This window comes from Ktedonosporobacter rubrisoli (genome assembly GCF_004208415.1).
Classification (GTDB): Bacteria; Chloroflexota; Ktedonobacteria; order Ktedonobacterales; family Ktedonobacteraceae; genus Ktedonosporobacter; species Ktedonosporobacter rubrisoli.
On sequence record NZ_CP035758.1, the window covers coordinates 7,121,955 to 7,136,544 of the forward strand.

Below are 14,590 nucleotides of genomic sequence, written 5' to 3' on the forward strand. Positions count from 1 at the left end.
AGGAAGCAAACACTAATCAGGGGGTAACTATGGGAAAGAGTGTTGAACACATCTTGCCGCCACGTGAGCCAATAGCGATTATCCGCCTCGATAATCTTGAAGAAGCCTTGCGCATCAGCCAGGCCCTGCTGGAAGGAGGCATTACACGGCTTGAGTTCACCTTGAGCAATAAGCGCGCACCCGCCGCCATTGAACAGGTCAGACGCGAGTTCGGCGATAAGCTTACCGTAGGGGCCGGCACCGTGCTGGATGTGGAGATGGCCCAGGCCTCGATTCAGGCCGGAGCCCAATTCATCGTCACGCCAGCCCTATTGCCTGAGGTCATTGCCGCTGCCCGTGGCAGCAGCATCCCTATCGCTTGCGGTGCCTACACGCCTACCGAAATATTGACGGCCTGGCGCGCGGGAGCCGATCTGGTGAAGGTCTTCCCGGCCGGACAATTAGGGCCAACCTACCTTAAAGATGTGCTGGCGCCCCTACCTGATCTCAAGCTTGTACCTACGGGCGGCGTTAACCTCCAGACCTGTGGGGCGTTCCTGGCTGCCGGAGCCTATACAGTCGCCGTTGGCAGTCAGCTCGTAGGTAAGGACCTGGTGAGTAGAAAAGACTGGTCAGCTTTAAGCGATCTGGCGCGTCAATACATCAAGGCTTGCAAATAGCAAGCCACCTATTAACAACGGGCACGGAGGGCCTTACATGAGCAGTTTAGAGCATATCCTGGCAAGTCAGAACAGACTTGGCGAAGGCGCGCTATGGAGCGTGGATGAGCAAGTTCTGTACTGGGTTGATATTGAAAACCGTTGTTATTGTCGCCTCAATCCGGCCAGCGGAGCGCATGAAACAATATCCGTGGGAGTTATGATCGGCGTTCTGGCGCAGCGCAGCTCTGGGGGCCTGATCATGGCTACCGAGAAGGGCATTGCCCTCTGGGACCCTCAAGGCCAGAATTTGCGCTATATAGCCCACCCCGCAGGGATTGAGAAGCCCTATATGCGCTTTAACGATGGCGCCGTCGATTGCGCAGGCCGCTTCTGGGCCGGAACTATGCATATGGATGAGAGTCTTGGCATCAGAGATGGCGTGCTCTATCGCCTCGATCCCGATGGCTCAGTCCACACGATGGAAACCGGCCTAGGCACGCCTAACGGCATTGGTTGGAGCCCTGACAACGCCACAATGTATTTTACCGATTCTGATATGGCCGTGCGCAGTGTCTATGCATACGATTTTGATCCCACCACTGGCAATATTTCTCAGCGTCGCGTGCTGGCACAATTTCCACCCGAGATGGGCACACCTGATGGCCTGACCGTCGATAGCGAGGGCTATATATGGAGCGCGTTCTGGGACGGTGCCAGGATTGTGCGCTATGATCCCAGCGGCAAGATCGAGCGCGAGATAGACATACCGGCGCTGCGCCCTACCAGTTGCGTCTTCGGCGGAGCGAACCTGAATGAACTCTATATCACTTCGGCCTCAACCGGCCTGAGTGCAGAGCAGAAAGCGCGCTATCCATTTTCCGGCGATCTTTTCCGCCTGAGCACAAATTTCCGCGGCCTGACAAAACACAAATTTGCCGGCTAATCCATGCTCATACGCCTGGTGCTCGCGCCCAGGGTCGGGTACCAGCGCTCTTGTTCATATTGTCTCTCCTGGCAAGCGCCAAAGCGCACTATCTCCATTTTGCGCTTTGATGCGTGATAGAATTGGTTGATAGTACTGAAATGAAAGGATCTGCCTTATGTCTGTTCGAGTTGATGTATGGTCAGATTTTGTCTGACCCTTCTGCTTTTTAGTAGCCTCCAGTCTGGAGAAGCTTCAAGACAATTTCGACATCGATATTCACTGGCACGCGTTTATGTTACGTCCTCCCGGCTCTCCTCCTATGCCTCCAGCCTATCGAGAGCGCATAGAAGCTTCTCGCCCCGCGTTATTACAGCGTACAAGCGAGCAATATGGCCTTGAGATGAATCCCGGCCCACTTGGCATCGATAGCCGCCCGGCGCTTATAGCCGAGAAGTACGCGGCCTCACAGGGCAAGGGAAACGCCTTCCATGATGCTATAATGAAGGCCTACTGGCAGAAAGCGCGCTCTATAGATGATCCAGCGGTGCTGCAAGAAATCGCTACTGAGGTAGGATTGCAGGTTCCCGACATCTCGGCAGTGTTAAGCAATTCCAGCTATGAAGATGCTGTCTCTACTGATATGAAGCAGGCCCACAGCTATGGCCTTGATGCTGTCCCTGCCCTCATCTTCAACGCTCAATACCTGGTCTCGGGAGCTCAGCCGTACGAACTGCTAAAACGCGTGGTTGAAAAGGTTCAAGAGGAGGATGATGCTGATAAGACGGAAAGCACATAGGTTACAATAGAGATGTAGCGTCTTGCTTACAGCTAAGCGTCGGCATATTCGGGGCTCTATTATCCTTGGCGTGTCGGTACTTTTCTGGAAATGTGCGGGATGCTGAAACAGTCAAGCTTCATAATAAGGAGAAAATCCATGCAGCCGTGGTCCATTGACATGCAAGGGCGCTTTGAAGAGATCACATTTGAAAGCGAAGTACTCAAGGGGAACCCGCTAAACGATTCTTACAAGCGACCTCTGTGGATATATCTACCCCCCGGATATGATAAGGAGCCCGAGAGGCGCTATCCATCTATCTACATGATCCAGGGCTTCACCGGTCAGCTTGATATGTGGCGCAATCGCTCGGCGTTCAGAAAGAACTTTCCAGAACTTGCCGATGAATTATTTGCCCGCGGAGAAGCGCCTGCTTGCATTCTGGTCTGGGTGGACTGCTGGACTTCGTATGGCGGAAGTCAGTTCCTGGATTCGCCAGGAACCGGCCGCTACCATACCTATCTGTGCGATGAGATAGTGCCGTGGGTCGATGCCCACTATCGCACGTTGCCGCAGCGTGAGCACCGCGGTATCGCGGGCAAGTCAAGCGGCGGCTACGGCGCGATGATTACCCCAATGCTGCGCCCGGATCTGTGGGGCGGGCTGGCCACTCATGCGGGCGACGCGCTCTTCGAGACCTGCTATCAGCCGGAATTCCGCGAGACTGTCCGTACCCTACGCGATCAGTACGATGGCTCGTTCGAGAAATTTTGGCAGGACTTTCGGAGCCGACCAGCCTTTACCAGACGTAGCGATCACACGCTGCTAAATGATTGGGGCATGGCAGCTTGCTATTCCGCCGATCCCGATGGCACAATCCATCTTCCCTATGATCTTGAGACCGGGGCACTTATTCCTGAAGTGTGGGAAAAATGGTTGGTCTGGGACCCGGTTCGCATGGTGCCATCTCACGCGGAAACGCTGCGCAATATGCGGGCTATTTATATCGATGCTGGCAGGCGCGATGAGTTCTTCCTGGATCTGGGAGCCGAGGCTTTCAGACGCGCGCTGGAACAGATTGGCGTCACCGATGTGTACTTTGAACTGTTCGATGGTACCCACATGGCTATTGAGTATCGCTATACGCTAAGCCTGAAATATCTTGCCGAGCGCTTAGCAAGCTAGATATAGCCTGGTAGCCGGGGGGAGGCTACCTGTAGCTCAGGCTACTTTTCTTTTTAATCTTCTCATATGGAGTTAGCAAAGGAAGTAAAAACAGCCTCACTCCATCTCTTTTCAGCTGGCTTCCCTGCTAAACAGGGCTGCTGAATCGATATTAAGGGAGATTGATCTTACGCTTGATGCCAAACTGGTTGCCCGCTCTGTTAGTCCGCAAGAGGCAGACTTCGGCCTGTCGGGCAGCCAGTATTGCCTCCCATATTCCTCGGACATCCCTTTCCGTGGTCCGAATATTGCCAATTGCGATGCGCAGAATAAACTTGCCTCGGATCTTTGAGTGCGAGAGAAAGAAGTGTCCTGCCGCATTGACTCTATTCATAACCCGCTCATTAAGTAGCTCCAGGGTAAGCTCATCATCTATGCCTGGAGGATGAATACGAAAACACACCACGCTGAGGTTGACCGGGGCTAAACGCTCCATATCTGGCGTATTATCGACCCAGAGGGCCAGTAAACGCGCCAGCCGACAATGCTCCTCAATGCGTGCGGCCAGACCTTCCTGGCCAAAGTAGCGCATAACCATCCACAGCTTGAGCGCCGGGATACGATGAGGCAAAAAGAGATCATAATCCATCAGATCTGGAGCACGATCCGCGTTTTGTAAGTATGCCGGCGTGAGGCTGAAAGTCTCTTTAACAATCTCGGGTCGACGTGTAAAGAGGACGCTACAGCCAAACGAGGTAAACAGCCACTTATGCGGGTTTACAGTCAGCGAATCGGCCTGTTCACAGCCGGCCAGCACCCAGCGTTTACTGGGAACAATGGCAGCAACTCCGGCATAGGCCGCATCAACATGCAGCCAGAGCTTATAGCGCTGGCAGAGCGCGGCTATCTGCGGCACCGGATCAATGCTGGTTGTTGAGGTGGTGCCAACCGTGGCCACTACTGCACAGGGCCGCCAGCCCCGCGCGAGATCCTCGTTGATAGCCTCTTCCAGCGCTTCGACGTCAAGCCGAAATTCTTGATCAGTCTTAATCTTGCACAATCCCTCCAGGCCCAGCCCGAGAGCAATCATGGCCTTCTCGACTGAAGAATGGGCCTCCTGCGAGGCATAGACGCGTAATCGTGCTACCTCGCGACGACCAGCCATGCCACGTTGTCGAATCTGCAGATTGAGGGCTTCGCGGGCCGCCGCCAGTGCCGTCAAGATCGCAGAATTATGGTGCAGCATGCCAAAGAGCGGTTCAGGTAGGCCCAGCATCTGGCGCAGCCAATCAAGGGTCACCTGCTCCAGCTCGGTTGCCGCAGGCGAGGTACGCCAGAGCATTCTCGTCACATTCAAAGAGGCATCAAGCATTTCAGCCAGGATGCTTGGTCCCGAACCGGTGAGGCCAAAGTACCCCATAAAACCAGCTGAGTTCCAATGTGTAATACCCGGCAAGAGTACACGACCAAAGTCAGCAAGGATGGTCTCCATCGCTTCCGGCTGTACAGGCGCCTGCCGGGGTAATGCCTGACATATTGAGCCAGGCGTGCTCTGCGAAAGGACCGGATAACTTCTTATATCAGATAGATAACCGGCAATCCAGTCTACGATCAGATGCCCATAGTGGCGAAATGCCTCGGGGTCCATATCCCCGCTCGTCTCTGAGCATACCTGATCAAAAAGTGACTGCATGGAATAGCTCCTTCGCTTGTTTTCAGCAAAATGCTAACTTTACTTTCCTTCCTTAAGTTAAAGTGTATTCCTTGTTACTAGAACAAAGAAATTATAAATAAATTAGACTAATTCGTCAATGAGATACATCTAAATGTATCTATCTATAAGTATTTCATCTAAGCAATTTCAATTACTGAACAAATATTTTTTCGTTTCATAAGTCTAGTCATATAGTACCATACGCATGTATAAATATATATTCTCAATGTATTTGTGGTACATTACAGTTATGCGCAGTTAACGTACATCAGGAAAGATATATTTTACTTGCAGGCAGCAAGCTTTCTAGAGCTTCGGGCAACGAGCTCATAGCAGGCGCAACGTCTGTGCGCGAGGCTTAGAATACATCTGGAGACCGGAAAGGCCGGTCAAACCCAAAGTATAGTTTAGACTTTGCTAACTTGCCAAAGTATTGATGTCGCGTAGTTTGGGAGGAAAGAAATGGTACCACAGAGGAAAAACATTACCCGTGTATTGCCTGAACAAGATACGTTAATGCCCGAAACTCCTTTGCCCTCGGAAATCTATGTTCCCCGAAAAATGCCCCACATACTTACTACGTGGGATATGACAACGCTGTTCGTGGTATCCGTTTACCTGGCTTCTTGCTCTACAACTGCTGTAACTGCTGGTCCTGCTGCGCTGACTTACTTGCTGCTAACCGGCATTACATTTTTTGTTCCTTGCCTGCTCGCAACCGCCCAGTTGGGCACTCTTTTCCCTTATGCGGGAGCGCTCTATAATTGGACGCATAAAGCTCTCGGCGGCTATTGGAGCTTTTTTGCTGGCTTTTGCGCCTGGCTGCCCTGCGTACTTATCTCAACAAGCCTGGCTGACCTTTTCGTGCTCTACATACAGAAAATACATAGCGGCTGGCTGGCGGCTCCCTGGCAGCAGGGGTTGGCTATCTGTTGTATTCTCACGCTCACCTGCCTGCTCGCGCTTCGACGCTTCAGAAAAGTGCAAAATATCATCAATCTCCTGGTTTGCCTGATGTTACTCGGCACCCTACTCATTGGCTTCTCGGCTATCGTCTGGCTGATCTCGGGCCATCATTCGGCCACAAACCTTACGCACTGGTCCGCCTGGAACCTCAGTCCCGACAACTTTATGCTCTTTGGCCTGATCTCCTTCGCCTACATTGGGGTAGACGCTCCACTCAACCTGGCCGGAGAGACCGTTGGACGACGCCCTCCCATTAAAAGCCACTTATTGCTAGGGGCCCTGCTCATTTGCTTTGTCTATCTCGTTGATACGCTGGCTATCCTGTTTGTGCAAGGACAGAACGCGGCAAACGACCCATTCGCTCTGGTTACGCTGGTTGATAGCATACTGGGTCCGGTAGCAGGCTACATAGTGGCGGCCTGCCAGATGGGCTCCTTTATCGCCACCCTCCTGGTTTACAGCCATGTCTATGCACGCTTGCTCCTGGTTGCCAGCGTCGATCATCGTCTACCGGCAGCCGTAGGAAAGCTGAGTAAGCGCCGAGTACCGGCCAACGCTATTGTTTTTCAGACCATCCTGAGCCTCGTTTTTACGCTTTTTACCTTTATTTTGTCGCCCGAGATTGCCCCCGCCAAGGACCAGGCAGATTTTTCCAATGCTGTTTATAGCGTGAGCCAGGCCGCGGCAACCCTGGTCTGGGCTATCGCTGCCGCGTTTCTTTTCATCAACCTGATTGCTTACTATAAGCGCGATAGAGCCAACCTGCGGCGGCGGCGCATCTGTCCCATGCCCATACTATGGATAAGCATAGTTGTGGGCTTGCTTAGCTGCAGCGTTACGATCATTGACACGCTCTTCTTCTCTTGGACGCCCCTGATCAATACTCTACAGTGGTGGTACCTGGTAGGCGGCCTTATGCTAATATTCCTGCTCATTGCCGCCATCGGCAGCATGATTGCGCGCAGCGAGGCCGAATGGCAGGATATTATCGGGACCTCGATCGCGCGTGAAGAGAAATAGGATGTAGCCCTACCGGGAGCTCACGTTCGCACGGCGCATACCGCTAGGGCTCCCGGAACTTATACGATCTTGCGGCGCAGCACAAAGAGCAAGCCCAATCCCAGGGCAAGCCAGACACCTACCACGTAAGGGACAAGGCTTAGCGGTCCCGTCCCTGGTGAAAGGATCGCAGTAAGAAAAATTACCGCGTAGATAGTTGTACTTAGCAGTGGCACGACGGCGTGGCGCAGCAGATTAAAGCGTTCTCGGCGCTTGAGCCAGAAGAAACGGATGCAGGAAATATTGACAAGCACATAGATAAGGATCACAAACATAGCGTCAAGCGTGCCCAGAAAGCCAAAGGCTCCGATGGGCGTGAACGCCAGACCCAGCCCGATGCCGATAATAATGCCTGTCACACAGAGCAGGATAATTGAGTTAACTGGCGTCTGGCGCTGGGGATGCGTCCAGGCCAGCCATGGCGGCAACAAGCCATCGCGCCCTATGGTGTAAATAATGCGCGCCCCTCCATTTACAATGGCCAGGGCCGCGCCAAAGAAGGAGAGCAGGCCGACGATATCAATCAGGGCGGCAAAACCATCGCCACCAAAATGGCGGGCAATCGTATCGAACGGAGCCGGATCGTTGGCGTAGCCAGTGGCCATCTTATCAACGCCATAACCTATAGTGGCCGCATAGACCATAAACACAAAAAATATGCCCACCACAAGCATCGAGCCGTAGACGGCGCGCGGGATGTTGCGATGCGGATCGCGCGTCTCTTCTCCCAGGGTGGCCGCAGTCTCGAAGCCAATAAAGCTAAGCACGGCCAGGACAATACCAACCGTCAGATCTCCGCCCCTGGGCACTACCGCAGGATTAAAAGGGGTAGCGCTAAGCCCGCCCTGATTTCCGACACGCCAGAGCACGATCACGGCGAGAAGCAGGCAGATGCCTATCTCAAAGAGCAGAAAAGTAAGATCGACGCTCAAAGATTGACGTATTCCGATGTAACAGAGCGCAAAGACGACGCCAATCGCCAGCACAAACCAGAAGCTCCAGTGCAAGTTGAGACCAAACCAACGCCATAGTAACTCTTGCAAATTGGCGCTCATGAGCACAAATGAATAAGGAGCGCCCAGGCCAACTGCAATCAGGCCAATCCAGCCGCATAGAAAGCCCCAGCGCGGCCCCAGTGCCTCCACGACAAAGGTGTAGGCCGAGCCGCTAGAGGGCAGTTCCCGCGACATCTCGCTATACTGATTGGCGACCAAAAGAGCGGCAATAAAACCGATCACAAAGCAGAATGGAATTGCCGCTCCCACAAGGCCAGCCTGGGGAATCGTATTAAAAAATATGGATGCCGCCGGAGACATTACGGCAACGGAGATAACTATCGCATGGGGCAAGCCAAGCGCATTAGAGCGCAGTGGTGGGCTTGTAGTTGTCGCCAGGGCCCCCATATCCGCGGGGGGAGGGGATGATATATCGCTCATGAGAAAGCCCTCCTGTTAGCTATGTTATTTCCCGGAACCAGGGGTTAGAAATATTCTTTTGTTGTGCCAAAAGTGGGAGGTAAGCCAAAAAGCGTGCTTCCCGATCCGCAGGCGAGCGCTGTAGCTTACGATCTTGGTGCGCAGCAAGCCCTAACTACTTACTGCGCTGGAACTGGTGTCGTCAGAAGGAATCGGCAGGTCAGCAGCAAAAAGCTCGCGTAGATATGCGTTAAGAAAGATACCCTCAGGGTCGAGCTGTGCGCGCATGCGCCTGAAATCGTGCCAGCGCGGATAGAGTGCAGCCAGGCGCTCAGCCGTCAGGGTATGCAACTTGCCCCAATGTGGGCGCCCCTGATAGTCCTGATAGATCTCTTCTATATGCTCAAAATAAGCCTTGTAGGGCATGCCGCGATACATATGCACGGCAATATAGGCCGAGGCGCGCTGATAAGCCGGGCTAAGCCAGATATCATCAGCCTGCACGAAACGGCACTCGACAGGAAAATGGACCTCGAAGCCGTAGCGATCGATGCAAGCTTTGATCTTTGGCAAGACCTCGCCAAAGTACTCAGCCGGAATGTTATACTCCATCTCCTGGAAGCGTACGACACGCGGAGTTGCATAAATACGATGGCTATAATCCACTTCCTTTACGCTGGCAATGCCCTGAGCAGAAATATTGCAGACAGCGCGCGAGAGCCTGGGCACGAGACGATTGCATTCCGAGAGCAGCCAGTAAACGCCATTCTCCAGCACTACCTTATTGAAGTTGCCCCATAAGCTACCAGCATCCGGCTGGGCTTCTGTCTCATTGGCAAACTTGATCTGCACCCAATCCGTATAAGGGAACCAGAAGAATTCGAAGTGCGCATTTTCCTGCTTATAGCGTTCGACATTCGCCAGGCAGACCGAAAGCCGCTCTCGATAAGTGTGATACTGCAAGCGTTTGGCCGGTACGACGCGTAGAGTGACAGCAGCAATCACCCCAAGCATGCCAAGCGAGACCTGCGCGGCCCTGAAAAGGTCTTGATTGCGCTCAAGGGAACATTCAAGGATCTCGCCAGAAGCCGTAACCAGCGTAAGCCCGACGACTTGCGTGGCCAGCGTGCCAAAGTTTACGCCGGTACCGTGCGTGCCTGTACTGATCGCACCTGCAATGCTCTGTACATCGATATCGCCAAGATTCTCCTGGGCCAGCCCATGAGCATGTAAGGCCTGGCCCAGATTTTTCAGGGTGGTACCGGCCAGGACCGTTACGGTGCTGCCGCTGCTATCAACAGAAGTAATGCCCTGCATATGTTCAAGAGACATTAGCACATCGTCACTCTGCACGAGCGGCGTAAACGAGTGGCCGGCCCCAACCACGCGAACATGGCGCCCGGAGCTGCCATACTGGCGCATGAAGTTTGCGAGTTCTTCAATACTGCCTGGTTTGACAAACTGTGTCGGGCTACAGTTTACCGAGCCTGACCAGTTGCTCCAACGCTTGATCTGCTCAATCTTCATAGCTAGCTATCCTCTTCTCCTGTGCAATTGCGGTAAAGCTATCGGGCTAATTATAGAAAGCATTGACCGTCGCCACGATAGGTAGGAACTTTATCCACTACTTTGCCATCGGCCACGAGCAATAAATGGCTAAAGCGCTCACAGAGCTCGCCGGCCTTGCTGTGACGCAAAAAGATCGGATCGCCACAATGGAGCGCCTCCGAACCTGCATATCTAATTGGCGTTTGCACCTCGCCAGCCCCTTCCATCGCCTCCAGGCGAGCACCCATCGGCAGATAGGGTTGGGGCAGTTTATCGAACGAAGCGGTACCAGAGGCCACGTAGCCACCACCCAGGCAGGTAAAAATATGCTGTTGTGGCCGTCGTACGATCTCGATAGCAAAGCCGGCGGCGGGCCGATAGCGAAAGTCGCGATAGTTATCAAACAGGGCCGGCGCGTAAAAGCCCGAGCCGACAGTTATTTCTGTCACCGTAGGATCTTCGCGCGTGCGCAAAAGACTCCCCGTTCCGCCTCCATTCACAAAGCGCAGCTGGATAGCATAGCTCTTGATTAACTCAATAATGGCTGCTCTCCGCTCAAGAATCGCCTGCATAGAGCGCTGTTTAAGGAAGCGCACAAGCAGATTTTTCGCGGCCTGACCGGGATACTGATCTCCCACGCCGGCGATCTGGGCCTCGTAGCCCATCACACCATCCAGCCAGACATGGGTTGAAGCCGCGATATGCTCAAGTAACGGGCGCACCTGCTCGGTAGTGCGCAGCGAAGAGCGCCAGACGCCAAAGTGCAAACCTGGCAAGTCCTGGGCCATATCTAGATCCAGGCAAAGAGGTAAACGTACTTGCTGACGACAGGCCACACGCTCAACCTGCTCTATATGGGCCAGGCTATCAATCATGAAGGTGATGTGCGAGCCGGCAGCCACGGCTTGCGCCACGGCGGCGATATCATCCTCGTGCCAGGCTGGATAGCCGATGAGCAGATCGTCAAAGCCCTGAGAGGCCAGATAGACAGCCTCGCGCGCCGTGAAGCACATGAGGCCCTGAAAACATTCTGCAGCCTCCAGAATACGCCGCAGCACGGCTATACTGCGCAGAGACTTCGAGGCCAGGCGCACAAGTTTGCTGCCAGCATTGCTTCGGATCTGATCGATGTTTTGCTCAAGCAAATTAAGATCGAGATAGGCGAATGGCAGCGTCTGGCCCCGAAATACTTCACGATAATAGGCATAGTCATACACTCTAAGCGCGCTCTCGGCAGCAGACGAGGGTCTAGCACTAGACTGGCCGACCTGAGCTGATTGCATGTTGCTTTGTTCCCGTTGCTCTTCTTGCTTTGTTTGACGCATAGATTCATCAACTCCTTCCACTGTAAAGAGAAGGTTACAGCGGTAGTAGCTACGATTTTAGCGCCCTGACATGCTTATCGGCAGATCAGCTTTCTCTATGGCTAGAAGGCGCTCCCTCTGCCAGAGCGATCACGGCGCTAGTAAGATGATCAATATCACGTCGTGACCGCACAGTATTGCGGTCACTGATAAATTGCAAGATGATACCGTCAAGTCCACCAACAATAAAGCGGGCGAGATCGGCAACAGGGATCGCACATGTCAGGTTAGCAGCGGCAAAGGCCTCCTGTATTAAACTTTCGACCACAGCACAATAACCATCATATTGCTGCCTGGCTAACCACGAAGAAGCGGGATGTCGTAGAGCGTAGAGCGTAAGCTCATACTGTATAATCTGTAGTTCCGGGCTCTCCTCTACGGAGGACCAGAAAGCTATGAGGCTGTCAGCGATAATCTCTCTGATGCTGCCACTGGAGCCGGCGCGGGCACGGCGCGCGATCTCTCCAGTCAGTTTCATCATTTCTTGCAGTACGGCGAAGAGCAGATCATCCTTGCTGCCAAAGTAGTAGCGCAAGGTGGCCTGGTTCACACCAGCCTCAGCGGCGATTTTACGCGTTGTGGTCTGGGCCAGGCCATCGCGTGCCAGAACACGAATCGTAGCAGCTATAATCTCTGTACGCCTCTCGCTGGCGGTGTCCGCTCTGCTCATTGTTTCACCTGCATCACAAAAGGAGGAGAAAGTTATTCAAGCGGTTGAATAATAAATAAAGTATACCTATCCGAGCTAGAAGGCGTCAAGAGGGAAGCAGGGCAAAAATTAAGCAAGAAATAGAGAGACAGGCTTTATCTGGCTGTAAAGAGAAGCTGCGGGAAACAGAAAAGCTAGGCATAAGTAACGAGCTTAAAGAAGTGGGAGGGAAATAGAAGGGCAGGACATAAAAAAAACCCGTGCAGGCAGGTGAAACGGCGACGTCCTATTTTCCCGTGCAGTTGCCCGCAGAGTATCGTCGGAGCTGAAGAGCTTAACTACCGTGTTCGGGATGGGAACGGGTGTACCCTCTTCGCTATTGTCACCGGCTCGCCTGCTTGTACAGGTGTCGTTCTTGACACGGCATATACTACTACAGATGCTCAGCTCTGTCAAGCGTTTTTCGCTCCAATTTTTGCAAGCAGGAAATTTCAGTGCTCTGGCTTTAAGATGCTTTATCTGGCGACCAGGGAAAAGTATAAGAGCTCCATTATGCTTATAGCGTTGGATTAATGGATTATTGCGCTATAGCAAGCAAGAAGGAGGTGGACGGGCCACACGCGTTCAGTCTTTTGCGCGTTGCCCACGATAGGCCAGCTTCTTGGCCTTGTTGCCACAGGTATTCATCGAACACCAGCGGCGCTGTTGAGGATGGGAGGTATCGAGAAAGAGGCTGGCACAGGCAGGCCGCGCACATATTTTGAGTTTCTCGGCTTCGGGACTGGCAAACAACTCGACAGCATCGCGCGCCAGCAAGGCCAGAACCGCCTGTATGGGCTGCGGCGCGCTCCTGGAGCAGGTGCGCCCATCCTCACTCAATTGAGGTATAAGTGCTGGCTGAGCCGCCCAGAAGTTGATGGTCTCCCGATCAGCTGGCATAGGTGCGCTTCCTTCTCGGCGCGCCAGAGCGGCCCGATAGATGGCCTCGCGTAGCACCCGCGCCGCCTCAAGTTCAGCCTCAGTGACGTAAGGAGCTGCCTCTACGAGTTTTGCTTCCCCGCACCAGCGACTGAGGTCAGCGGGACTTTGCAGACGCTCGAATGCCTGAGCGCCACGATCTCCTACCGTAGCAGCCAGCCAGAGGCAGGGACGCCCGGTGGCAAAGCCAAAGGTTTTCTCTCTGGCCGGGCGCGCGCCCAGGAAGGTAACAGGGCTCTCGCTGGATGTAGTTATGCTCTTCATACGAGCAGTATATCATACGGTTCCGCTCAAAGAGGCTCTACGGCAACTGGACATCAAAGGGCTTCTCTGCTAAAATGGAACCAGTTAAAGCGGTTCCATTAGCTTAAGCCACAACCATGGACTGGCAACGTTACTTTTTGGAGATCTACTATGCAACAAAATACGCTTCCCTCTAGACCTGACAAGGCTATATTTCCTGGCGCTGGCAGCACTGTGCAAAGCGCGGCGCAGAGCATGCTTGACGGCTTCACGAGTCACGTGCAGAAGGCCGGCGCGATAAACATGCATTATGTAGAAGGCGGGAGTGGCAAAATTGTGCTGCTTCTGCACGGCTGGCCGGCCACATGGCGCGTTTGGAGAAAAGTTATGCCAGAGCTGGCGAAGCATTACCATGTTGTCGCTATCGATCTGCCTGGGCTTGGCGATTCGGAACCGTCACAAGCAGGATACGACAAGGCGAGCATCGCCCAGCTTATTCATACGCTTCTCCACGCTTCCTGGCCCCAAAGGATATATCTCGTGGGGCATGACATCGGTGCGGCTGTCGCTTATGCCTACGCGCGTCAGTTTCCCGAAGACGTGGAAAAGCTTGTCGTCATGGATGATCCGCTTCCGGGCTTGAAAGATTGGGATACAGTAAGGGAGAAGTGGCCACGCTGGCACTTCGCCTTTCATAGCCTGCCGAATTTGCCCGAACAGCTGGTTTCCGGCAAGGAATATATTTATCTTAGCTGGTTCTATCACAACGCCTATCAGAAGGCTGCCATCAGCGAGGAAGATATTAGTTTGTATGTCGCCAAATATGCCAATCCTTCCTCACTTCACGCTGGCTTTGAATACTATCGCGCCTTCGAACGGGACGCGCTGGATAACGCCAGCAACAAGCCTTTGCTAAAAATGCCCATCCTTGCCATAGGCGGAGAGCACTCAGCCTGGAAGAGTATTCTTTACGAACAACTGCAGGATCACGCCTCCTCTCTGCAAGGCGCCGTGGTTCCCGCTTGCGGCCATTTCATCCCTGAAGAGCAACCGGAATGGGTTATAGAGCAGCTTCTCCAATTCTTTGCGCTGTCTCATACTTGAAATGGAGAGAACTCTCTGCCAAGAGGCTGTGGTTTGTTAGCTAAT

General features: G+C 53.4%; 11 protein-coding genes, 1 rRNA gene and 1 pseudogene. 6 read left to right on the forward strand and 7 right to left on the reverse strand.

Annotated elements, in window-relative coordinates:
- Positions 1 to 29 precede the first annotated feature (29 nt).
- The 4 genes and pseudogenes from EPA93_RS30945 (at position 30) to EPA93_RS30960 (ending at position 3,526) form a co-directional block, all read left to right on the forward strand.
- Positions 30 to 659: a bifunctional 4-hydroxy-2-oxoglutarate aldolase/2-dehydro-3-deoxy-phosphogluconate aldolase gene (locus EPA93_RS30945; protein WP_129891225.1), complete on the forward strand. Its 630-nt coding sequence runs from the start codon at positions 30 to 32 to the stop codon at positions 657 to 659.
- Between the two features lie 37 nt (positions 660 to 696).
- Complete coding sequence (locus EPA93_RS30950; protein WP_129891226.1) at positions 697 to 1,584, forward strand: SMP-30/gluconolactonase/LRE family protein; 888 nt, start codon at positions 697 to 699, stop codon at positions 1,582 to 1,584.
- A 208-nt stretch (positions 1,585 to 1,792) separates the two neighbouring features.
- Positions 1,793 to 2,362, forward strand: a pseudogene (locus EPA93_RS30955) (DsbA family oxidoreductase); the annotation flags it as partial.
- A 138-nt stretch (positions 2,363 to 2,500) separates the two neighbouring features.
- Complete coding sequence (locus tag EPA93_RS30960; RefSeq protein ID WP_129891228.1) at positions 2,501 to 3,526, forward strand: alpha/beta hydrolase; 1,026 nt, start codon at positions 2,501 to 2,503, stop codon at positions 3,524 to 3,526.
- A 151-nt stretch (positions 3,527 to 3,677) separates the two neighbouring features.
- On the opposite strand, the gene EPA93_RS30965 is transcribed toward EPA93_RS30960, so the two are convergent.
- Positions 3,678 to 5,198, reverse strand: coding sequence for a pyridoxal phosphate-dependent decarboxylase family protein (locus EPA93_RS30965; RefSeq protein ID WP_129891229.1), 1,521 nt, complete (start codon positions 5,196 to 5,198; stop codon positions 3,678 to 3,680).
- 483 nt (positions 5,199 to 5,681) lie between these two features.
- Here EPA93_RS30965 and EPA93_RS30970 point away from each other — a divergent pair, with 483 nt between their 5' ends.
- Complete coding sequence (locus tag EPA93_RS30970; protein ID WP_129891230.1) at positions 5,682 to 7,205, forward strand: APC family permease; 1,524 nt, start codon at positions 5,682 to 5,684, stop codon at positions 7,203 to 7,205.
- 59 nt (positions 7,206 to 7,264) lie between these two features.
- On the opposite strand, the gene EPA93_RS30975 is transcribed toward EPA93_RS30970, so the two are convergent.
- The 6 genes from EPA93_RS30975 to EPA93_RS31000 all read right to left on the reverse strand — a co-directional run bounded on the left by EPA93_RS30975 (position 7,265) and on the right by EPA93_RS31000 (position 13,462).
- Positions 7,265 to 8,680, reverse strand: coding sequence for an APC family permease (locus tag EPA93_RS30975; protein WP_129891231.1), 1,416 nt, complete (start codon positions 8,678 to 8,680; stop codon positions 7,265 to 7,267).
- A 150-nt stretch (positions 8,681 to 8,830) separates the two neighbouring features.
- Positions 8,831 to 10,186 carry a D-arabinono-1,4-lactone oxidase gene (locus tag EPA93_RS30980; RefSeq protein WP_129891232.1) on the reverse strand — a complete coding sequence of 452 codons (1,356 nt, stop codon included), beginning with the start codon at positions 10,184 to 10,186 and terminating at the stop codon, positions 8,831 to 8,833.
- 50 nt (positions 10,187 to 10,236) lie between these two features.
- Positions 10,237 to 11,424 (reverse strand): amino acid deaminase/aldolase, encoded by a 1,188-nt coding sequence (locus EPA93_RS30985; RefSeq protein ID WP_129894708.1) that lies wholly within the window; start codon positions 11,422 to 11,424, stop codon positions 10,237 to 10,239.
- A 193-nt stretch (positions 11,425 to 11,617) separates the two neighbouring features.
- On the reverse strand, positions 11,618 to 12,241 hold the full coding sequence (locus EPA93_RS30990; protein ID WP_129891233.1) for a TetR/AcrR family transcriptional regulator: 624 nt from the start codon (positions 12,239 to 12,241) through the stop codon (positions 11,618 to 11,620).
- A gap of 252 nt (positions 12,242 to 12,493) precedes the next feature.
- Positions 12,494 to 12,610: ribosomal RNA gene (gene rrf / locus EPA93_RS30995) — 5S ribosomal RNA — on the reverse strand.
- Positions 12,611 to 12,844: 234 nt separating this feature from the next.
- Positions 12,845 to 13,462 carry a CGNR zinc finger domain-containing protein gene (locus EPA93_RS31000; protein WP_129891234.1) on the reverse strand — a complete coding sequence of 206 codons (618 nt, stop codon included), beginning with the start codon at positions 13,460 to 13,462 and terminating at the stop codon, positions 12,845 to 12,847.
- A 150-nt stretch (positions 13,463 to 13,612) separates the two neighbouring features.
- Between EPA93_RS31000 and EPA93_RS31005 the strand changes: the two genes are divergently transcribed.
- Positions 13,613 to 14,545, forward strand: coding sequence for an alpha/beta fold hydrolase (locus EPA93_RS31005; protein WP_129891235.1), 933 nt, complete (start codon positions 13,613 to 13,615; stop codon positions 14,543 to 14,545).
- The last annotated feature ends 45 nt before the right edge of the window (positions 14,546 to 14,590 follow it).

Coding starts and splice junctions, on each gene's coding strand:
- EPA93_RS30945 (WP_129891225.1), top strand. CDS start 30: ATGGGAAAGAGTGTTGAACACATCTTGCCGCCACGTGAGCCAATAGCG.
- EPA93_RS30950 (WP_129891226.1), top strand. CDS start 697: ATGAGCAGTTTAGAGCATATCCTGGCAAGTCAGAACAGACTTGGCGAA.
- EPA93_RS30960 (WP_129891228.1), top strand. CDS start 2,501: ATGCAGCCGTGGTCCATTGACATGCAAGGGCGCTTTGAAGAGATCACA.
- EPA93_RS30965 (WP_129891229.1), bottom strand. CDS start 5,198: ATGCAGTCACTTTTTGATCAGGTATGCTCAGAGACGAGCGGGGATATG.
- EPA93_RS30970 (WP_129891230.1), top strand. CDS start 5,682: ATGGTACCACAGAGGAAAAACATTACCCGTGTATTGCCTGAACAAGAT.
- EPA93_RS30975 (WP_129891231.1), bottom strand. CDS start 8,680: ATGAGCGATATATCATCCCCTCCCCCCGCGGATATGGGGGCCCTGGCG.
- EPA93_RS30980 (WP_129891232.1), bottom strand. CDS start 10,186: ATGAAGATTGAGCAGATCAAGCGTTGGAGCAACTGGTCAGGCTCGGTA.
- EPA93_RS30990 (WP_129891233.1), bottom strand. CDS start 12,241: ATGAGCAGAGCGGACACCGCCAGCGAGAGGCGTACAGAGATTATAGCT.
- EPA93_RS31000 (WP_129891234.1), bottom strand. CDS start 13,462: ATGAAGAGCATAACTACATCCAGCGAGAGCCCTGTTACCTTCCTGGGC.
- EPA93_RS31005 (WP_129891235.1), top strand. CDS start 13,613: ATGCAACAAAATACGCTTCCCTCTAGACCTGACAAGGCTATATTTCCT.